The 19,128-nt window shown below is 41.6% G+C and carries 21 protein-coding genes; 16 read left to right on the top strand and 5 right to left on the bottom strand.

Going from position 1 to position 19,128, the window contains the following annotated elements; genetic code table 11:
• The first annotated feature begins 199 nt into the window (after positions 1–199).
• Positions 200–799, top strand: a complete 600-nt coding sequence (locus FD723_RS18335; RefSeq protein WP_179066606.1) for a hypothetical protein — start codon at positions 200–202, stop codon at positions 797–799.
• 378 nt (positions 800–1,177) lie between these two features.
• Here the strand turns inward: FD723_RS18335 and FD723_RS18330 are convergent, their stop codons facing one another.
• Entirely contained in the window at positions 1,178–2,050 is an 873-nt protein-coding gene (locus FD723_RS18330; RefSeq protein ID WP_179066605.1) for an S-methyl-5'-thioadenosine phosphorylase, read from the bottom strand.
• Positions 2,051–2,304: 254 nt separating this feature from the next.
• On the opposite strand from FD723_RS18330, the gene FD723_RS18325 reads away from it, so the two are divergent.
• Positions 2,305–3,429, top strand: coding sequence for a metallophosphoesterase (locus FD723_RS18325; RefSeq protein WP_179066604.1), 1,125 nt, complete (start codon positions 2,305–2,307; stop codon positions 3,427–3,429).
• Between the two features lie 87 nt (positions 3,430–3,516).
• Here the strand turns inward: FD723_RS18325 and FD723_RS18320 are convergent, their stop codons facing one another.
• Complete coding sequence (locus FD723_RS18320; protein WP_179066603.1) at positions 3,517–4,749, bottom strand: FIST N-terminal domain-containing protein; 1,233 nt, start codon at positions 4,747–4,749, stop codon at positions 3,517–3,519.
• Between the two features lie 372 nt (positions 4,750–5,121).
• On the opposite strand from FD723_RS18320, the gene FD723_RS18315 reads away from it, so the two are divergent.
• From FD723_RS18315 to cbiD, 11 genes are all read left to right on the top strand, one after another.
• A complete protein-coding gene (locus tag FD723_RS18315) occupies positions 5,122–5,367 on the top strand; it encodes a Calvin cycle protein CP12 (protein ID WP_069074399.1) in 246 nt (81 codons plus the stop codon).
• Between the two features lie 592 nt (positions 5,368–5,959).
• Positions 5,960–6,556, top strand: coding sequence for a DUF3177 family protein (locus tag FD723_RS18310; RefSeq protein ID WP_179066602.1), 597 nt, complete (start codon positions 5,960–5,962; stop codon positions 6,554–6,556).
• 16 nt (positions 6,557–6,572) lie between these two features.
• Entirely contained in the window at positions 6,573–6,869 is a 297-nt protein-coding gene (locus FD723_RS18305) for a hypothetical protein (RefSeq protein WP_179066601.1), read from the top strand.
• 107 nt (positions 6,870–6,976) lie between these two features.
• On the top strand, positions 6,977–7,252 hold the full coding sequence (locus FD723_RS18300; RefSeq protein ID WP_179066600.1) for a BrnT family toxin: 276 nt from the start codon (positions 6,977–6,979) through the stop codon (positions 7,250–7,252).
• Positions 7,236–7,481: a hypothetical protein gene (locus tag FD723_RS18295; protein WP_179066599.1), complete on the top strand. Its 246-nt coding sequence runs from the start codon at positions 7,236–7,238 to the stop codon at positions 7,479–7,481. Before FD723_RS18300 ends, FD723_RS18295 begins: the two co-directional genes overlap by 17 nt.
• 88 nt (positions 7,482–7,569) lie before the next feature.
• Positions 7,570–8,028 (top strand): hypothetical protein, encoded by a 459-nt coding sequence (locus tag FD723_RS18290; protein ID WP_179066598.1) that lies wholly within the window; start codon positions 7,570–7,572, stop codon positions 8,026–8,028.
• Positions 8,029–8,030: 2 nt separating this feature from the next.
• Positions 8,031–8,276: a DUF433 domain-containing protein gene (locus tag FD723_RS18285; RefSeq protein ID WP_179066597.1), complete on the top strand. Its 246-nt coding sequence runs from the start codon at positions 8,031–8,033 to the stop codon at positions 8,274–8,276.
• Positions 8,263–8,715 (top strand): hypothetical protein, encoded by a 453-nt coding sequence (locus FD723_RS18280; RefSeq protein WP_179066596.1) that lies wholly within the window; start codon positions 8,263–8,265, stop codon positions 8,713–8,715. The genes FD723_RS18285 and FD723_RS18280 overlap by 14 nt, the downstream gene beginning before the upstream one ends.
• A gap of 247 nt (positions 8,716–8,962) precedes the next feature.
• Positions 8,963–9,235 carry a hypothetical protein gene (locus tag FD723_RS18275; protein ID WP_179066595.1) on the top strand — a complete coding sequence of 91 codons (273 nt, stop codon included), beginning with the start codon at positions 8,963–8,965 and terminating at the stop codon, positions 9,233–9,235.
• Positions 9,232–9,609, top strand: a complete 378-nt coding sequence (locus FD723_RS18270; RefSeq protein WP_179066594.1) for a clan AA aspartic protease — start codon at positions 9,232–9,234, stop codon at positions 9,607–9,609. The genes FD723_RS18275 and FD723_RS18270 overlap by 4 nt, the downstream gene beginning before the upstream one ends.
• A 142-nt stretch (positions 9,610–9,751) precedes the next feature.
• Positions 9,752–10,867 carry a cobalt-precorrin-5B (C(1))-methyltransferase CbiD gene (cbiD, locus tag FD723_RS18265; protein WP_179066593.1) on the top strand — a complete coding sequence of 372 codons (1,116 nt, stop codon included), beginning with the start codon at positions 9,752–9,754 and terminating at the stop codon, positions 10,865–10,867.
• A 65-nt stretch (positions 10,868–10,932) separates the two neighbouring features.
• Here the strand turns inward: cbiD and FD723_RS18260 are convergent, their stop codons facing one another.
• Entirely contained in the window at positions 10,933–11,097 is a 165-nt protein-coding gene (locus tag FD723_RS18260) for a hypothetical protein (RefSeq protein ID WP_179066592.1), read from the bottom strand.
• Here FD723_RS18260 and guaA point away from each other — a divergent pair.
• Positions 11,096–12,718, top strand: coding sequence for a glutamine-hydrolyzing GMP synthase (gene guaA, locus FD723_RS18255; protein ID WP_179066591.1), 1,623 nt, complete (start codon positions 11,096–11,098; stop codon positions 12,716–12,718). The two genes, FD723_RS18260 and guaA, sit on opposite strands and share 2 nt — an antisense overlap.
• An 808-nt stretch (positions 12,719–13,526) precedes the next feature.
• On the top strand, positions 13,527–13,931 hold the full coding sequence (locus FD723_RS18250) for a response regulator (protein WP_179066590.1): 405 nt from the start codon (positions 13,527–13,529) through the stop codon (positions 13,929–13,931).
• 174 nt (positions 13,932–14,105) lie between these two features.
• Here FD723_RS18250 and FD723_RS18245 read toward each other — a convergent pair whose 3' ends face one another.
• Both FD723_RS18245 and FD723_RS18240 read right to left on the bottom strand, forming a co-directional pair.
• Positions 14,106–15,008: a cation diffusion facilitator family transporter gene (locus FD723_RS18245; RefSeq protein ID WP_179066589.1), complete on the bottom strand. Its 903-nt coding sequence runs from the start codon at positions 15,006–15,008 to the stop codon at positions 14,106–14,108.
• A gap of 558 nt (positions 15,009–15,566) precedes the next feature.
• Positions 15,567–15,995 carry a hypothetical protein gene (locus FD723_RS18240; protein ID WP_179066588.1) on the bottom strand — a complete coding sequence of 143 codons (429 nt, stop codon included), beginning with the start codon at positions 15,993–15,995 and terminating at the stop codon, positions 15,567–15,569.
• A gap of 856 nt (positions 15,996–16,851) precedes the next feature.
• Between FD723_RS18240 and ppk1 the strand changes: the two genes are divergently transcribed.
• Positions 16,852–19,032: a polyphosphate kinase 1 gene (gene ppk1 / locus FD723_RS18235; RefSeq protein ID WP_179066587.1), complete on the top strand. Its 2,181-nt coding sequence runs from the start codon at positions 16,852–16,854 to the stop codon at positions 19,030–19,032.
• The last annotated feature ends 96 nt before the right edge of the window (positions 19,033–19,128 follow it).

The raw sequence follows: 19,128 nt of genomic DNA, 5'->3' as shown, positions 1-19,128 counted from the left end.
TTTGTCTCTCCCTAGAGTTAGATAAAATTATTCCTTTTGTAATAAATTAAATGTTACTTGCGCTAGAGTAAAACTCATTTCATTAACAATATTATTAATGAAAGTTATTATTTTTCTGAATGCTTGGGATACAAAAATAATTCCAAATGTATCTTGGTTGAAGTTTAACTTAGTCACAAAAATGCAAGGAGTGAGAACTATGAAAAAAGCAATGAATTGGCTGAAAAACATTCGTCCCTTGAAATTCTTAACTGTTTTTGTAGCAGGAATGTTTTTATTTATGACACAGGCTTGTGGCGCTCCAGGAGTAGCAGCACAGCCACCACAGCCAGGTTCGCAAGCACCTAACGTCCAGCGATATGATCCTACAAAAGATAATCCTCTCTCTTCTCCTGCTGGCGGGATAAATAACTTTAGTGATGTAGATCCTAGAGCAAGAGATGAAAAAGCAGCTAATGATAGAGCTGAGGCGCTAGTCAAAAATGCTCAAAAAAATATTGAGCAGAAAGGAATTGACAGCCGAGAGCAATATGTTCGGAATTTCCAACAAGGTACACCCCTTGGTGAAAGAGTGAAGAATCTAGGTGAAGATGTTGGTAGTTCCGCCGAGGAATTGCGGGAAGGTGTTGTTAAGGGTACTCAGCGTGGATTTGAAAATCTCAAGGAAAATACCCAAAATGCAGCCAAAGACTTGACGAAAAATGTTCAACGTGGGGCTGATGATGCTGGTAAAAATGTTCAGCGCACAGCAGAGGATGCAGCCGACGCAGTGAAGGGTGCAGTCAGAAAGGTTGATTGAAATTAGTTATCGAAATAGAATTCAGAATTCAGAAGTCAGAAGTCAGAATGGGCTACGTCCCGCTACGCTAACAGAATTCAGAATCAATTCTATACAAGTGGCTGATGAATAGATAGATTAAAAACCACCAAATCGTAAGATTTGGTGGTTTTTAATCAGTAGCAGGTCTATAGCTTTCTTCCCACATGGTATCTATGCCCCAATACGCTTGGGTTAAGGGCTACTAGCAACAATTTTGGGTTTTCAAGACGCGATGAATCGCCGTTTCTACAAGTGTTTTGTTGCTCATTCTGAACTGTATTGATATATGCCCAACTGATAGCGTTGGCGCAGTCTCTTCGTAGAGAAGTGTCTTGATTCTGACTCCTGAATTCTTCACTACAAATACTTCTGCAACAATAACCCTAATTTTTCCTTTGTTGCCGCTGGTGCTTTATCCAACTGAGTCAAAATCGCATACTGCAACGCCGAATGCGCCTCACTGGTTGGCGGATTTTCACTCAAGCGGCGCACAGTTTCTTGAATCACCTTTTGAGCATTCACAGCATTCCGTAGCAAATTGCCAATTACTAATTCTACCGTCACACTGTCATGGTCTGGATGCCAACAATCATAATCTGTCACCAGCGCTAAGGTTGCATAAGCTATTTCTGCTTCCCTGGCCAGCTTCGCCTCTGGTAAATTTGTCATACCAATAATTGTTGCATCCCAACTACGGTAGAGATTCGATTCTGCTTTAGTAGAAAAAGCTGGGCCTTCCATGCACACATAAGTACCGCCGCGATGGAGAGTAACTTCTGGTAAATTGAGAGATGCGATCGCATCTGCCAACACAACAGCCAAATTCTTACATATCGGATCTCCAAAGGCAATGTGAGCCACAATTCCTTCACCGAAAAACGTTGAAATCCGATTTTTTGTTCTGTCAATAAACTGATCTGGCACCACCATATCCAGTGGTTTCGCCTCTGCTTTCAAGGAACCGACAGCACTAGCTGAGATTAAATACTTTACACCCAATTGCTTCATCGCATAGATATTCGCGCGAAACGGTAACTCGGAGGGTAAAAGCGTGTGATTGCGGCCATGACGCGCTAAAAAAGCTACCCGTGTCCCATCCAAAGTCCCCAGAATCAAAGCATCAGATGGTGAACCAAAAGGAGTTTGGACTTGCACTTCTTCGACATCTTTGAGCGCATCCATTTTATACAGACCGCTACCACCAATAATTCCAATACTAGCTTGAGCCATGATTCTGAACTGTTCCTTGCTGATCTGCTCAGTTATTTTATCGAAAAGGGGAGTAGCAGAAAAGGCAGTCACGTCGCTTTGCTTTGAATTAAAAATTAAAAATGCCAATAAATAATTGTCATCATAGTGTGCGATCGATGCTTCATGTATACAAATGTTAAGTAGATGCACTCCTACGCAGGGAAACAAAGCAAGCGTTATACTTTTGGAAAAAGACTTGTTTTAACCCCTGCTTTTAACATTTTCATAAATCAATGACTCTCAATTTTCGCTTTGCGGTAGTCAGCGACTTACACCTGGCACTTCCTCACACAATCTGGGATCATCCTAGCCGCTTTCATCTAGTAGAAGTAAGTATCTCGGCGTTTAAAAGCGTACTAGAACATTTAATACAACTTGATTTAGATTTCCTGTTGTTACCAGGAGATTTAACCCAACACGGCGAACCAGAAAATCACGCTTGGTTGCAACAATGTTTAGCCGAACTTCCTTTTCCCGTCTATGTTGTTCCTGGGAATCATGACGTTCCTGTACTGTTGGCCGATCAGCAATCAATTGCTTTTGCGGATTTTCCCTACTATTACACGAAGTTTGGCTATGAAGATCCACAGCAGATTTACTACATTCGTGAGTTGCTACCTGGAGTTAAGCTGATTGGACTGAATTCTAACTCCTTTAATGACCAGGGTGAGCAAGTGGGGTGTTTGGATGCCAAACAGCTACGGTGGTTAGAAGAGGTACTGGCGGCGTCTGGTGACGATTTAGTTTTAGTGATGGTGCATCATAATGTGGTGGAGCATTTGCCCAATCAATCGAGTCATCCACTAGCAAATCGCTATATGTTGTCTAATTCCACAGAACTATTGCAATTGCTGAGGCGCTATGGAGTCAAGCTAGTGTTTACGGGGCATTTGCACGTTCAGGATATTGCTTACTCAGATGGAGTTTATGATATTACCACTGGCTCTTTAGTAAGCTACCCTCACCCTTATCGGGTGCTAGAGTTTCATCGAGATCACCAAGGTAAAGAATGGTTGCAAATTTTATCCCATCGCGTTGAATCTGTGCCAGAGTTCCCCGACTTGCAACATTCATCAAGGCAGTGGATGGGCGATCGCTCTTTCCCTTTCCTAGTTAAGCTACTAACTCACTCCCCATTAAACTTACCATTATCACAGGCAAAAGAATTAGCTCCTGGTTTGCGTGACTTCTGGGCGACTATTGCCGATGGTGATGCTGTCTTAGATTATCCTCATTTTCCCCCAGAAGTGCGGCGTTATATTCAGACATATAGTGCATCACACTCCAACCCAGGCATCGCCACTGCTGGAATGACACTGATTGATAATAACAGCACACTTTTGCTGGATAAGAGTTAGGAGTGATTCAATTTTAGATTTTAGATTTTAGATTTTTATTTCAATCCAAAATCCAAAATTCAAAATCGAAAATTGGTTTAACACTGATTACTGATTTTGGCGACAAATTCCAAACGCTGAAGTGTAGGCGTGTAAAAACGTTCTACCACCAACAGGGCCAATTTCACCACCACAGAAAAAGCCACCGACAGGAATATCATTAAGGTAGCGCTGAAATAGTTCCGAATCGAAGTTAGGTTTACCATACAGTCCTTCACCTCGTCCTAGACAGGCAAACATCAAAGCAGCTACAGCAGAAGGTTCAGATTCTCGCTGGTGTTGATAACTTTGCAGGAGTAATTCTAAGTCTTCAGCAGAGGCTTGGGCATCGCGGAGGTGGAATTGCAGCCTTTGACCAGGACGGACGCGATCGCCAATTGCGATCGCCCCAGCTGTTGGATCGACCCCAAGAATACCACGAATTAAAAAGTCTCCTTGCTGCAAAGCTAACTTAAATTCATCCATTGCCACACCCACAAACAGAGAATGCTGGGCTAAACTCCGTTCTTGTTCGCTGAGACTGGCAATCAAATCTCGCAACACCACTAAAGGTACTTTTTCATCTAATTCGAGAATAATATTGCGATCAGCTTTTGTGACTTGCAATGGTTTGCCAATCGGTCGGCATCCTTGGGCTACAATCGTTTCTAAAACAATATTGCCAGTCAAAGCTATACCAACAGTACCCTCTCTGTACAGATTTTGGTGTTCCTCGCCACTAACATCGTTACAAAATAAGGCAACACGACCACCCATACCCCCACCACTAGCCTGTCCCCCCACGATCACCGATCCTGGATAAGCAAAATCCAATCCCTGCAACAAATTATTGATTCCAGAGGCGAAAGAACTAGAAAGCAGGATGAACTGGGGTGTCGGCGATGGTGGTACACCGATCAAATCAACCCAAGCATCTGGTGAACTGTCTAAGTCAGGTAATTCTTCAGCAACAACATGAAAAACTTGAATCTTCACTCCTGGAAGGTGTGCTAAAGTCAAGCTAATAGCTGGTTCAGCTTCTAGTTCTTGGGTATCTCCGCTAACTGTTGTCCCAATCACACCTCCACCGCTACAGCCAATTAACACTGGCACAGAAAGTTTCTCAGCTAACAAAGGTAACAGTCGAGAATACTCACTCGTAAAAGCAGACGAAATGAATACCAGTCCTAGATCCGCATGTGCCGTTAACGATGAGACAGCACGTTCTACCACATCTGTAACAGCGGCTTCCAATGAATGACGGGTTGATAGGGCATTTGCCCACTGCATTTGGTCTGCCATGAGTTTTGAGCTTCTTTCTCTTTTTAGGCTAGTAGGTTTTGACTTTTTATTTTGGGAAGAATTGCATTTTACAAGAATTGACACCAGCCCTTTGTCTCCACCATCCCAAGAAGCTGGGGTTGTCATTCCCTATATAGGCATCTGAATATATTGTATGATTATTTATCTATGCTACTGATTCCACAAAATCTTAAAAAATAAAGGTAAATGCATTATAGATGCGCTAACTTGCTGTATTGGTTATAAATCAATAGGCTAAAGCACTAACTTATGATCGGCTAAATGGTTAGAATGGTTATTAATCAAGCGAAAAATTACCATTTCTGAACATTTTCTATACTAGTATTAACAACACACAACGAGACTAAAGCAATGACAAACATCCAAGAAACAGCAAAAGGCGACATTCAAGAGAAAATCCAAGAAGAAGTAGAACAAGCGCGTACTGTTTGTGATATCAACGGTAGCAACTCACCAGAGTGTGCTGCTGCTTGGGATGCAGTAGAAGAGTTGCAAGCCGAAGCTTCTCACAAGCGTCAAAGCAAGCCAAAAAACTCTCTAGAACAGTATTGTGATGACAACCCAGATGCAATTGAATGCCGCGTTTACGACGACTAAAAATTGAGGCAAGCAGATTTTCTGTTGTTTGGTCAGCAAGCAACCAGGATTGACCAAAGAATACGCCCAAAGTGGGGGATGCGGAGATTTGCCAATGTCCTCCACTTGCAAGCGTTTTATTTAAGTCCTGTACTTGAGTCGTGAAAACAAAAAATACAGCAGAAGGAATCACAATAGGCTACGCCCCGCTGCCCTAGCAGAAGCAAAACAGGCTTTATACCTGGTTTTGAGATTTAGCTTGTATACCTCACTAACTTGAAATCATCTGTAAATTCTTTATCTGAATCAAGAGGCTTATTCCAAAGGGATAAACTAGGATTTTTATAAATTAAACAACAAATTAATTGTTAGTAGGGGCGTACAGATGTATGCCCCTATAAATTTTTTGTAATACTCGTGACTTATAGTCATACGAGGTTCAATAAACTATTATCAAGAAGAATTCAGGATGAATTGGAGTTCGACTGACTCCTGAATAAAAGGGTTTTATACCACTGCCTTATTTAGCAGTCTACAATCATGTAGTGGTATAAAACCCCACTTGATTTATTCTGGGTTCTGACTTATTTTTATCTATTGTTTGAGAAAAACTATGGACTATAATATTTGGTTTCGCCCTTTCGTCTGGATTGATTACCGACTATCAGTATTATTCTTGGTAATTATTCCGCTAATTCTTCTGATTTGGGCATTTGTGCAAAAAGCAGAAGGTATACAACGCTTATTGATCATATACTGGCGAGTAGCAAGCCTAGTAGCAATCACGATTTACTTAATGATTGCCCAGTATCCAGTTAGCTTTATCTCTGGGTTGATGGCTCGGATTTTGATCCCGATTTCGCTGTGGTTCTGGGTGGATATCAACGATGAAATTGAGTATCAAACCAGTGGTTCTTTGAAATTTATTTTTACTTCTTGGCGCTGGGCGACAACTGTTTATTGTTTTTTGGGCACACTCGCCTTTATCCCTTTTTTGGGTTGTGCTTTTTCTGGCAATGTGCTGAAGACTTCCTATTGTCAGGTTTGGTTCGAGGCTCCGTTACTATTCAAAGAATATTTTCATGCTAATAGTAAGGCTGAGTTCTTAGGTTTTCTTGGCATAACTAGTTTAGTCATTTATGTGCTTTACTTAAGCTATTTTGTTCTGATTAAGCTGGGCAAGCAGGGACGCTCGGCCACACCACAGTAACCCTAATCTTAAAAAAATGAATTCCATTGGCAAGCGAATGGAACAATACACCGCTAAACGCACCAAAGAAGTCCTAATTGTAACGGTGGAAATTGCCGATGAGCAAGATACAATTGCCATTTTCAAAGGCTTTTCCAGTTCTTTGATGCGTCCAACGGCATTTGATGCAGATGTACCAGTTCTACCAGATGGGGCAAACATCCTCAATATTGACCGAGTAGCCAGTCCTTACAATCCTGAAGCACCCCGTTATATTCAACAAGGACTCTCTTGGGAAGCTATGGAAGCTCTATTATTAGAAGTAGGTGTTTGACTAATTACTAATTCGTAATTTTGCGGTAAGGGTGACTTTGAGATTGTTGATGGAGCATCCTCACAGTGCTGCTAAACTCCAGGAGAAGGTGGCAGAAAAGATTTTGCATGGAATTTGAGTGGAACCCGGAGAAGGCAGCGTTTAACCTTGAGAAGCATGATGTTTCCTTTCAGGAAGCTTCAACCGTATTTAATGACCCTCGATCTGTAACTTTCCCCGATCCCAATCATTCCATTAGAGAAAACCGCTACGTTCTTATTGGCATATCTGGGTTTGGACAACTTTTAGTTGTTGCACATACCGACAGAGGAGAAAAGGTACGAGTTAGTAGTGCCCGAAAAGCCACTCGACACGAGAGGAGATTCTATGAAGAGGGAAGTTGAAAATAAAATGGAAGACGAATTACTTTCTGAGTACGACTTCGCTCAAATGGAGGACGGAGTTAAGGGCAAATATGTTGAGAGATATCGTGCAGGGACGAACTTAGTGCTTTTAGATCCCGATGTTGCTCAAGCTTTTCCCAATGATGCAGCTGTGAATGGAGCGCTAAGGATGTTAATCCATGTTGCCCAGCGTCAGCAACTCAATACTGCGGTGCAGCAGACGGAATAGAAATTATCAGTAAAGTTATTTGGTGTTGCTCAGGCGATCGCACTTAAGACAAACTGTTTACACTGTTAGCATTATTGGATGGGCTTAGATGCAACAGTCACAGGATGCGAACACGCCAAAACAATTCAGTCGAGAACAACGTTGGGAAATTGTACGAACTTTGCTACAACGTAGCAACTTGAGCAGCGAGGCAAAACAGGCATTCCGCCAAGCTTATCCCAATGCACCAGAGGAAATGCTGAAAACTGCTGTTTTTCACACTTACATTGATGGAATTGATGCCGCAATAGACTGGTTAGTTAATTTAGAGTTATTTCTACGTGAACCTAGTCATGAACTAGATATCGGTGTTACGTATCACCTGCTGTATCACCTCTACAATTGGTATCAGTTTAATGCATTGGTGCCGGATGGGAAAGCAGGAGTGTTGGAACGTCTTAAAGAGATTAAGGAATTGGCTTCAGATAGAGATATAGAGGCAATTATTGCAACAGTTGAGGAGCTAGAATCGATGTTTTCAGGCGATCGTAACTATTATCTTGACTAATTATGAATTATCACGACATTATTACAATTGAACCTGGAAAACGCAGTGGTAAACCCTGTATCCGGGGAATGCGAATCACTGTTTATGATATTTTGGAGTATCTTGCTAGTGGAATGACTGAAGCAGAAATCCTAGAGGATTTTTCTGAATTAACTTCTGAAGATATTAAAGCGTGTCTAGCTTTTGCTGCTGATCGTGAGAAGAAGTTGTTTGTGGATAAATCCGCTAGTAAAAATGAACCCAATTAGTGATATCAAAATATGCAGTCATCTATATACTTTTCCTGACGATAAAAATAAACAGGGAGGGTATTATCTAATTTTTGAAATTCTTGTGAATGGTGAAAGACTAACTGACTTTACATACTACGCAGTGAACTTAGAGGAGTTAATTCAATCTATTGAGCGGGACGGTCAATTTTATATCATCACATGTTGGTGTGGCGTTCCAGAGTGTGCTGGTGTCACCAAAGGCGTAAACGTATTTCATAATCAAGATTTGATTCGTTGGACTGTTACTCAACCAGAACCGTCACGAACGTTGACATTTGATCAGAAAATATATGAAAATGCAATTCGTACAGCCGTCAAGCAAGGTAAGAAACTCATTGCACAGGCAAGGTACAGTAGTAATCAAAATCTTGAAGTTGTTCCAATGCAGAATAAGAGATTGATTGCACTGGAATAACTTTCATTTTTCGGCAAAGGAGTTTGGACTATAGGATTGCTTCGCTGGTAATCTCCCAAAACCAGAAGCAATAATTAATGATCAACTATTTCAGGCTTGGCGAAGCTTACGCAATGTGTATCTATTACAGACGGTTTGCTCAGTAAGTACGACTCTGGACGACTTTGATAGAGCGATCGCCCAGTTTGATAAGATGGTTGACAGCCTAAAATAGAAAAATTAGAGGCGTGAACACGAGGCTATTTCTATGACAGTTCGCCAACCCCGCTATAGCAAAGAAGAATTCGCTCGACGTGGCGATGAGATTTATGAATCTCAGGTTCGCTCACAGGTTGAAGCAGATAATCATGGTAAGATTGTGGCGATCGACATCGAAACCGGAGCTTTTGAGGTCGATGCTAGTGAAATCGCTGCCTGCAATCGCCTCGAAGCCCGTCACCCAGACGCTCAAGTCTGGATTGTCCGCATTGGTTCTCGCTATGTTCGTCGATTCGGCGGACGCATGAAAAAAGCCGTATGATCGCCGGAATCGTTAACGCGGATTTTGAACCGATTATTTCACTTTCAGTTTGTGGTTCCGATGGCAAAATTTACACACAAGATGCGATTGTGGACACAGGCTTTAACGGTTGGCTTTCACTGCCTCCACATTTGATCGCTCAGTTGAATCTGAGATGGAAGAGGCGAGGACGAGCCATTCTTGGAGATGGGAGTGAATGCGTTTTCAATGTCTATGAAGCAGTTTTACTTTGGGATGAAGATATTCTGACAATCCCGGTTGATGAGGCTGATTCAGAACCACTCGTCGGGATGTCCCTGATGGAGGGTTATCAGCTAATGGTGCAAGTATTTGAAGGCGGTCGCGTCGAACTCAGCAAAGTAAACACCGTCTAAATTGCCCGTTGCACGCCGACCGTATTGAGGGAGGTAGAGAGGGAACGTTATTCTAAAGGAAGTAAGCTACAGTTGATGTCTAAATTACCGTCTAAAATTGTCTTTATTTTTGAAGAATTATTTTAACTTTTGAATTTACAAAATGTCCCGTTCTGGATACACACTTCCGGTGTTTGCGTGTGCTGCTGCTGTTGCAGCTTTACATTGGTTACACGATCGCAAACCCCTAACTTTAGCATCAGTAGATTTGATTGAACCCGCTCAAATCGCAGAAATCCCCATTGAACAGGTAGCAGGACTATCTGAGAATACGGCTTTAGCGATCGCCCGTAGCGATCCCGGTGATAATCTTGATTTGACTAAAGATACACCAATTTGGGCATTGGTGGAATGGCGAGAACAGGGTGATGATGCAGTAATTATTAAAGGTGGCGAAGGGATTGGTAGGCAATTAAATGCTGATGACAAGCCTGCTATTTATGCTTACGCTCAAAGGCTGTTGCAAGAGAATTTGCAACGAATGCTAGCACCTGAGGAAAAAATCACGGTGACGATTATTCTACCTGAAGGGCGATCGCTAGCTGTTAGGACTTCCAATTCTGCTTTTGGTGTGGTTGAAGGACTTTCCCTTTTAGGCACTACTGGCATTTCTCAACCCTTAAGTACACCAGATCAGCTTGCTGTTTTTCGGGCGGAATTACAAAATAAAGCCAGTCGTTTTGAAACTTTAGTATTCTGTATCGGGGAGAATGGCCTAGATTTGGCGCGTAAACTAGGGATTAATCCCGAACAATTGGTCAAAACTGCTAACTGGCTGGGCCCAATGTTAGTAGAAGCTGATGTGCTGGGTGTAAAAGAAATCTTATTATTTGGCTATCACGGTAAGCTGATGAAACTAGCCGGCGGAATTTTTCATACCCATCACTACTTGGCTGATGGACGGCGGGAAATTTTGGCCGCGCACTGTGCGATCGCAGGTTTAAAATCACCAGATATCCAAGCTGTGTTTAATAGTGCTACCGCCGAAGCAGCACTAACACATCTAAAATCTCTAGATGCTGCAACTGGTAGTGATTGGGTAAATCAAGTTTACAGTGCGATCGCCGAAACCATTGATGTTCGTTCCCAAGAATACATCCAAAGTCATAGCGAAAGCGCCACAAAAGTAACAGTCTGTGGCTCTATTCTCTTTGATCGCGATCGCAAAATTATCGTGAAGAGTGAAACTGCTGGTCTGTTGATGGGAAAATTATGTTAATTTATTATGAATAATCGTAAACAATCCAAATAAATAATCCTTTAAGTAACCACTCTAGGGTAGATTTATCGTTCTAATACCATCTCTGACTCCGGTACTTGACAAACGCACATAAACTCGCGTTTGTCAAGGCTTTTTATACCATTATCAGCCTGTCCAGGCTGAATAATAGCATCTCCATAGACCACAAAGCATCTACTTATCCTTAACAGATATAACTCTCCCGTCATGAATACAGCGGTGACTCTACCAACTGAACAAGCGCCCCAAACATTGGAAAATTTTGGGCGGCTTGATCGTCAATTGATTGTAATTCTGGATTTTGGCTCTCAATATTCTGAGCTAATTGCCCGTCGCATTCGCGAGACTCAAGTATACTCCGAAGTTTTATCCTATCGCACTACTTCTGAACATTTGCGCCAACTCAATCCTAAGGGAATCATCCTCTCTGGTGGCCCAAGTTCGGTTTATGGTGAAAAGGCTCCCCATTGCGATCCAGAAATTTGGAATTTAGGAATACCCGTCTTGGGTGTTTGCTATGGGATGCAGCTGATGGTAAACCAACTCGGTGGCGAAGTGGCAAAGGCCGAGCGGGGTGAATACGGCAAAGCCTCATTATATATTGATGATCCTACAGATTTGCTCACGAATGTCGAAGATGGTACTACGATGTGGATGAGTCATGGAGACTCAGTTACCCAAATGCCATCAGGGTTTGAATTGCTGGCACATACCGAAAATACTCCCTGTGCTGCGATCGCCGACCACGAAAGGAAGCTTTATGGCGTTCAGTTCCATCCAGAGGTAGTGCATTCTATTGGTGGGATAGCATTAATCCGTAATTTTGTCTACCATATCTGCGATTGCGAACCAACTTGGACAACGGCAGCTTTTGTCGAAGATGCAATTCGAGAAATTCGCGCCAGAGTTGGCGAAAAGCGGGTGTTGTTGGCGCTGTCTGGTGGAGTGGATTCTTCTACCTTGGCCTTTTTGCTGTACAAAGCCATTGGTGAGCAACTGACTTGCGTGTTTATCGATCAAGGGTTTATGCGAAAGTATGAGCCGGAACGATTGGTAAAGCTGTTTCAAGAGCAATTTCACATTCCTGTAGAGTATGTTAATGCTCGCGATCGCTTTTTAGCTGCGATCGCTGATGTCACAGATCCAGAAGAAAAACGCCGCCGCATCGGACACGAATTTATCAGTGTATTTGAAGAAACATCCAAGCGCCTCGGTCAGTTTGACTATCTGGCTCAAGGGACTCTTTATCCAGATGTGATCGAATCTGCTGACACCAATGTTGATCCCCAAAGTGGTGAACGGGTAGCGGTGAAAATTAAGAGTCATCACAATGTTGGTGGTTTGCCCAAAGACCTCAGATTTAAATTGGTGGAACCACTGCGGAAACTATTTAAAGATGAAGTCCGCAAAGTTGGGCGTTCCATTGGTTTACCAGAAGAAATTGTCCAACGGCAACCTTTTCCTGGGCCTGGTTTGGCAATTCGCATCTTGGGGGAAGTCACATCTGAGCGATTAAACATTTTGCGCGATGCAGATTTGATTGTCCGGCAAGAAATTAACCAACGCGGCATGTATCATGATTTCTGGCAAGCATTTGCTGTATTGCTACCAATTCGTAGCGTTGGTGTTATGGGAGATCAACGTACTTACGCTTACCCCATTGTTTTGCGGATTGTTACTAGTGAAGATGGTATGACTGCTGATTGGGCGAGAGTGCCTTACGATGTCCTGGAAGTGATTTCCACGCGGATTGTGAATGAAGTGAAAGGTGTGAATCGGGTGGTTTATGACATCACATCTAAGCCGCCTGGAACCATTGAATGGGAGTAATCAAATTTTGATATGAATCTTTCATCTAATTCAGATTAGTTGTATTAGTTGAGATTCATATACAGCAATTTGCAAGTTAATAGTCAAAGATAAAATCTAGTTTACTTCTGACTCCTAATTTAAGACTTGCGGCAGAGTGTCTCCGCCTCTGCTTCAGTTGTATTTCAAAATGACAATGCCGAACTGACTTGTTTGAAGCCTCGGTATTGTCTATTTTTTTGACTTTGGTATTACTACCTTTAATTTTTAAAGCATCGATCAAAATCTAAACCTGTTAGTAATAAAGCGGTTATTAATCAGCAAGATTATTCTATAGTAATCCAGTTTGATTTTTGAAAAAATAAGTATTTGTAGTGCTTTAGTGTTACGCGTATCGCAACCTACTACTGGTGTGGCAAGAAAAAAATTGTGCATTAGACGTAGGTTGGGTGGAACCCAACATATATCAGGATGTTGGGTAATGCAAAGCCTCCACTCAAACTACAATTTTTTTGTAACATTTTAGCCTTGATACGCGACTACGTATCTTTTCAAAAATCAAATAGTAGTCTTATAGAACTTCAGCTATTCGTAAAAGGTAATTTTTTAAATATAAAGGAATTTAAACACTAACATAATTTTATCTACTCAATAATTATAAATACCAATGAATAACTAATCATCAATTGGATGACGGCTAAAAAAATTGAGTTATTGTCTAGGAAAATAGGCGAGATCGCAGTAAAATTACCAAAGGTATGGTGACATAAAAAATAACAAGCAGATTATTAGAAATAAGTTTCATTAAATCAACGTTTATGGAGATGTTATGGAACCTGCTCTTCCCCTTGCTGGCTTAAACATCCTCGTAGTTGATGATGATGATGATAGCCGTTTTTACATTACTACCGTGTTGGAAGCTGATGGAGCCGCAATTACGGCAGTTGCATCAGCAGCGGTAGCATTGAAAGTACTACCTGAGTTGCAACCAGATGTCTTGATTTGTGATATTGCGATGCCTGGTGAAGATGGCTACACCCTTATCCGCAAGATTCGGGCGCTGAAGTCTGATATTTATGGAAAACTACCTGCGATCGCCTTAACTGCCTATGGTGATAGCGAGTATCGTAGCCGCGCTTTGGAAGCAGGCTTTCAAACTCATGTGCCTAAACCGGTTGATCCAGGAGAACTAGTTGCGATCGTCGCTAATTTGGTTGCTTCTTATAAAAGTTGACACAAGGATTCAGGTATTGGGAAAGAGAAGGCAAAATAGCGCAGCGTAAAGCCTCCTCTTTCAGAGACGCTAACGCGAACGCTTAAAGCGAGTCCGCGTACCCTTACAGGGAAGCAAGCTACGCTTTTAGCGTCTCGTAGAGAGCGTCATTTTGAATTTTTAATTGATTTCTCCTCATCCCTTCGCTTCAAAACTAATTTGCTCAGATTTATATGCTGGTGGTTCGACGTGAATTAAAATCCTTACTGGACGGAAGCGTTCTTCTAATCGGCTTTCTACTTCTTCGGTGATGTGGTGGGCGGTTTCTACATCTGCTGCATCCACGATTAAATGCATGTCAATGAACACTTGACGACCAAGAACACCGCGAGAAGCGATCGCATGACAGTTAATTACACCTGGAACAGAAGTAGCGATCGCATGTATTGCTTCTGGTGCGATCGCCATTTGATCTACAAGCCAAGGCAAATTCTCTTTTAAAACTGACCAGCCACTCCAAAATACCAACAAGGCGACAGGAAAAGCTAACACCAAATCCATCCATTGATAACCTAGCCAAACTCCTATCAAGCCACCAATTACAGAGATTGTCACCCAAATATCGCTCATGGTATGTGTAGCATCAGCGATGAGAATTGAGCTACCTACCCGTTTACCTACAGCACGTTCATAAAACGCCACAAAAATATTCACACCCAGCACAATTAGTAATAACCACAATTCCGGTGGCGATATTTTTATCGGTTCACCACCGCCTTTGAAAATTCGTTCGATTGCTCCTTGCAGAATTTCAAAACAGGCTATTCCTAAAAATGAGGCAATTCCTAGAGCGCCTACTGCTTCAAATTTGTGGTGTCCATAAGGATGCTCGCGATCGGGTTGTGGAGAAGAAAATTTACTGGCAACTAATCCTAAAACATTGTTAGCGCTATCTGTCACACTATGCAAGGCATCAGCTAGCAAACTTAAAGAACCTGTCCAGTAGCCCACAAGTGCTTTTAATGCCAGTACAAACAGGTTGAGCAGTAAGGTAATAATTAAAACTTTTCGTACTTCGGCGCGGTTATCGTAAGTCATAGATAATTTATCACATCAAGTTCTATGACTTCTAATGTAGACCTCAAAATACAAATAAATACAAATAAAGTGTATCAAAGTCTTACGCAGTAAGAATTAAGTATCTCTATAGTCTCTATGTTTTAGATCAATTTGTTGAGATTCTTTTTAATTAACAACAGCTACAAGCTGGATAAATATTAGTAATAGCTTTACAGATAACCGCGTATTTTTAGCATTAATTTCAAGAATATTTTCATTAATTTTGTTATTCATACATCCACTGAGATTGCATCAAATTGTATTCAAAGATATGATGACAACCATCAGTGGTCTGTATTTACTCCGAATAACTGATAATCTGAATGAGTTTTATTTACTACCTTATAAGGATAAAAAAGCTGACGGTTTATTCAGAAATTGGTCAATAATTTGTCATTGCGAGGGGAATGTAGTGAACACAAACAAATATAGGGAAGAGATATAGCATTGCTGTTTCTCTTCCCTGTGTTTATATTTATTCAACTGTTTTGTCAGTTGCAAAAAACTTTGTAAGTACTTACGAAGCCAAAATTCAATCTACTCTAAACCGCCTAAACCATTAGCACCAGCACCAGCCCGAATAATAGCTGCTTGTGCGCCAATATCATTATTTGTAACAGCTGCATCTAATGCTGCTGCTGCTGAAGCTACAAAAGGATTGCTGCTAGTAGAAAGATTAGTAGTATCAGGTGTGCCTGGATCTACTTTCAAATCAACTATGGTTTCATCGTCTGCAGCTGGTGTACCAGCATAAGTAGGTGTAACTGTTAAAGGGCCAGGAAAGAACGCGTTATTGGGCAAAGTTAATTCACCACTAACACTGATAGAAGCACCTGAAGCTCTAACAAGAGTTACTGCACCACGGGCTGCTGCTTGATTTGCACTTGCTGGCGCAGCCAGAATGTTACCAACGCTAACCAAACCTAACAAGCAGATGCTTCCTTTGAGAATTGCAGAAATTTTCATGATTAACAAACTCCTCGTGTTGTTTATCTTTGCGTTTTCAATATAACCATTGCTTTCCAGAAAACTCTCAGTAACAATACTGGAATTTTTCAAAATCTCAGCGGTCATAAATTAAAAAAACTAATAGACAAAATTGTGAGTGTGGAACTGAATGATAGTCGCAAAAACTCAATATAAATAGAGCTATAGCGAGGCTTTTATCTATCTAATGCCTGTATGAGAATTGTGGCAATACTTACCAAATTTTGTATTTTGGAAAACAAAATCTAGAAAGCACTGGAGGTAAGGCTTTAGACCGATTACACACCATAATCCTCTGTAAATACAGCTTAATAATTTGTCAAAAGTCGTCAGAAATGCCCATATTATATCTTTGCTAAATCTTCAATGCATCTTTATGGGTAATATGCTGTGGACAACAATTTGACTACCCAGACTTATTGCGGTTCTAGTCTAGATGCAATATCTGTAGGGATGCACAATTGTATACCCCACCATATTCCACACAATTGAAACGGACTATAAAATCTAGTTATGGGTTGGGTAGAATGATTCTCGGAAAAAAACGCCTTGCGCGATCGCGAAGTACCCGCTAGTAGTCTGTCAATAAAGAATTGATAGATAAATTCTTTGTACAGACGGCTATTTATCGCGTCTCTCTAACTGCGATCGCAAAACCAAAAATTTCTTAAAAGAGAGGAATGTAAGTGAGGTCAAATATTTGTCCCTTACCAGTAGCGAGGTAGAGAATCAGCACAGCAAAAAATTGCCTTAGCGTTATGCTCAAGCACCATTTAACTTACTATGTTTATTGTCCCCCAGTTCAATGGGCTACATCTGCTGCCTTTAAGTCATTATGGCAAAATCTAAGAAAAGCGCTACCCCCATCAATCTCAGCGATCCACAATATTATCTTAACCGAGAGTTAAGCTGGCTAGAATTTAATGGCAGGGTGTTACATGAAGCCTGTGACGATCGCACGCCTCTTTTGGAACGCCTCAAGTTTTTGGGAATATTTAACTCCAATTTGGATGAGTTTTTCATGGTGCGGGTTGCTGGTTTAAAGCAACAAGTAGAGGCGAAAGTTAGTCTGTTAACCCCCGATGGTCGGACACCACAACAACAGTTAGACGATATTAGGTCTACCCTCATTCCCCACGTCAAGAAACAGCACCAACATTTTGAGCAAGTACTTCGACCCTTATTAGCAAATCACGGTATCCATATACTGGATTACATAGATTTAAATCAAAAACAGCGAACTCATATCAACAGTTATTTTGAGGAACAAGTCTTTCCTGTTTTAACTCCTTTGGCTGTTGATCCTAGTCATCCCTTTCCTTTTATTTCTAATCTCAGTCTGAATCTCGCTGTTGTGGTCAAAAACCCAGACACCGAAGAAGAATTATTTGCCAGAGTGAAAGTCCCTAGCGTTCTACCACGATTTTTACCCATACCGCCAGAATTGGGAGATCAGAACGGCGAGAAACCCACCAACTGGACTGGAGTACCTTTAGAACAGGTGATCGCTCATAACTTGGAATCTCTATTTCCAGGGATGAACATTCAAGAATATCATCCATTCCGCATTACCCGTGACGCTGATTTAGTACTAGAAGAAGATGAAGCAGATGATTTGTTGTTAGCGATCGAACAGGAATTGCGAAAACGACGGTTGGGTGGGAGTCCAGTCCGGCTAGAAATTCAATCCCAGACTCCTGAAATAGTGCGATCGCGATTATTGCAAGATTTGGAATTAACCGAAAGCGATCTCTATGAAGTAGATGGTCTTTTGGGACTGCGGGATTTGATGTATTTCATGGCCTTGCCATTACCAGAACTCAAAGATCCACCACGCCAATCTGTTGTACCATCACGCCTGCAAAGACTGAGAGAACCAAGTTTAGATCCAGATGTTTTGGAGACGGACGAAGGAAAAGACTTTTTTGCTGTGATTCGGGAAAAGGATTTGCTAGTACACCATCCTTATCAATCCTTTTCAGCTACAGTAGTGCGCTTTATTACTAGTGCCGCTTATGACCCCAATGTGTTAGCCATCAAGATGACCCTTTACCGGACTTCTGGTGACTCCCCCATCGTCAATGCTTTAATTGCTGCTGCCGAAAATGACAAGCAGGTATCCGTACTGGTGGAATTAAAGGCGCGATTTGATGAAGAAAATAATATTTACTGGGCAAAACGACTAGAAAGAGTTGGAGTTCATGTTGTCTATGGTTTAGTAGGGCTGAAGACTCATAGTAAAACCGTCATGGTGGTACGGCGTGAAAAAGACCGGATACGTCGCTACGTACATATTGGCACTGGTAACTATAACCCGAAGACGGCACGCCTGTATACAGATTTGGGATTATTCAGTTGCCGTGAAGAATTGGGTGCTGACATCACAGATTTATTTAATTTCTTGACAGGCTACTCCCTGCAAAAGTCTTATCGAGAGTTGCTGGTTGCACCTGTAAATATGCGCGATCGCTTTTTGGCACTAATTAACCGCGAAATTGAAAATGTTCAAAATGGATTTTCTGGACGCATTGTTGCCAAAATGAATTCCCTAGTCGATCCAGAAATTATCGCCACTCTATATGAAGCTTCCCGCGCTGGAGTGCAAATCGACTTAATTATCAGGGGCGTTTGTTGTTTGCGTCCAGGAATCAAAGACATTAGTGAAAACATTCGTATCATCAGCATTGTCGGTCGCTTTTTAGAACACTCTCGGATTTATTATTTTCATAACAATACCCAAGAGGAAATCTATATCGGTAGTGCTGACTGGATGCGCCGCAACCTAGATCGCCGAGTCGAAGTAATTACCCCAGTCAAAGACCCAGATATTGCTAAAGATTTGCAAGAAATTATGGGAATTATGCTCGCAGATAACCGTCAAGCTTGGGAATTACAAGCCGATGGCAGTTATATTCAACGTCGTCCTTATGATGATTCTCCAGAAGCTAATTCACAAAAAATTATTATGAACATGGCATTACGTTCAACTGGTGTAACCTCAAACCTGATTGAGTGAAGCAATCCAACCTGCTTCGCTAAGGTTGCAGACTCTTGCGAAGCGTTAAAAAATAAGTAACTTATACCTTGACAACTAGCTCAACTTAGTTATTTT

It is taken from the genome of Nostoc sp. C052 (genome assembly GCF_013393905.1).
In the GTDB taxonomy this organism is placed as follows: Bacteria; Cyanobacteriota; Cyanobacteriia; order Cyanobacteriales; family Nostocaceae; genus Nostoc.
This window is presented reverse-complemented; position numbering and strand designations above follow the sequence as displayed.

Bases quoted from the DNA above. Each gene is read 5' to 3' on its own strand.
- FD723_RS18290 (WP_179066598.1), top strand. From the start codon at position 7,570: ATGCAACAGTCACAGGATGCGAACACGCCAAAACAATTCAGTCGAGAA.
- FD723_RS18280 (WP_179066596.1), top strand. From the start codon at position 8,263: ATGAACCCAATTAGTGATATCAAAATATGCAGTCATCTATATACTTTT.
- FD723_RS18295 (WP_179066599.1), top strand. From the start codon at position 7,236: ATGAAGAGGGAAGTTGAAAATAAAATGGAAGACGAATTACTTTCTGAG.
- FD723_RS18325 (WP_179066604.1), top strand. From the start codon at position 2,305: ATGACTCTCAATTTTCGCTTTGCGGTAGTCAGCGACTTACACCTGGCA.
- FD723_RS18275 (WP_179066595.1), top strand. From the start codon at position 8,963: ATGACAGTTCGCCAACCCCGCTATAGCAAAGAAGAATTCGCTCGACGT.
- ppk1 (WP_179066587.1), top strand. From the start codon at position 16,852: ATGGCAAAATCTAAGAAAAGCGCTACCCCCATCAATCTCAGCGATCCA.
- cbiD (WP_179066593.1), top strand. From the start codon at position 9,752: ATGTCCCGTTCTGGATACACACTTCCGGTGTTTGCGTGTGCTGCTGCT.
- FD723_RS18330 (WP_179066605.1), bottom strand. From the start codon at position 2,050: ATGGCTCAAGCTAGTATTGGAATTATTGGTGGTAGCGGTCTGTATAAA.
- FD723_RS18310 (WP_179066602.1), top strand. From the start codon at position 5,960: ATGGACTATAATATTTGGTTTCGCCCTTTCGTCTGGATTGATTACCGA.
- FD723_RS18335 (WP_179066606.1), top strand. From the start codon at position 200: ATGAAAAAAGCAATGAATTGGCTGAAAAACATTCGTCCCTTGAAATTC.
- FD723_RS18305 (WP_179066601.1), top strand. From the start codon at position 6,573: ATGAATTCCATTGGCAAGCGAATGGAACAATACACCGCTAAACGCACC.
- FD723_RS18285 (WP_179066597.1), top strand. From the start codon at position 8,031: ATGAATTATCACGACATTATTACAATTGAACCTGGAAAACGCAGTGGT.
- FD723_RS18270 (WP_179066594.1), top strand. From the start codon at position 9,232: ATGATCGCCGGAATCGTTAACGCGGATTTTGAACCGATTATTTCACTT.
- FD723_RS18320 (WP_179066603.1), bottom strand. From the start codon at position 4,749: ATGGCAGACCAAATGCAGTGGGCAAATGCCCTATCAACCCGTCATTCA.
- FD723_RS18315 (WP_069074399.1), top strand. From the start codon at position 5,122: ATGACAAACATCCAAGAAACAGCAAAAGGCGACATTCAAGAGAAAATC.
- FD723_RS18245 (WP_179066589.1), bottom strand. From the start codon at position 15,008: ATGACTTACGATAACCGCGCCGAAGTACGAAAAGTTTTAATTATTACC.
- FD723_RS18240 (WP_179066588.1), bottom strand. From the start codon at position 15,995: ATGAAAATTTCTGCAATTCTCAAAGGAAGCATCTGCTTGTTAGGTTTG.
- FD723_RS18260 (WP_179066592.1), bottom strand. From the start codon at position 11,097: ATGACGGGAGAGTTATATCTGTTAAGGATAAGTAGATGCTTTGTGGTC.
- FD723_RS18250 (WP_179066590.1), top strand. From the start codon at position 13,527: ATGGAACCTGCTCTTCCCCTTGCTGGCTTAAACATCCTCGTAGTTGAT.
- guaA (WP_179066591.1), top strand. From the start codon at position 11,096: ATGAATACAGCGGTGACTCTACCAACTGAACAAGCGCCCCAAACATTG.
- FD723_RS18300 (WP_179066600.1), top strand. From the start codon at position 6,977: ATGGAATTTGAGTGGAACCCGGAGAAGGCAGCGTTTAACCTTGAGAAG.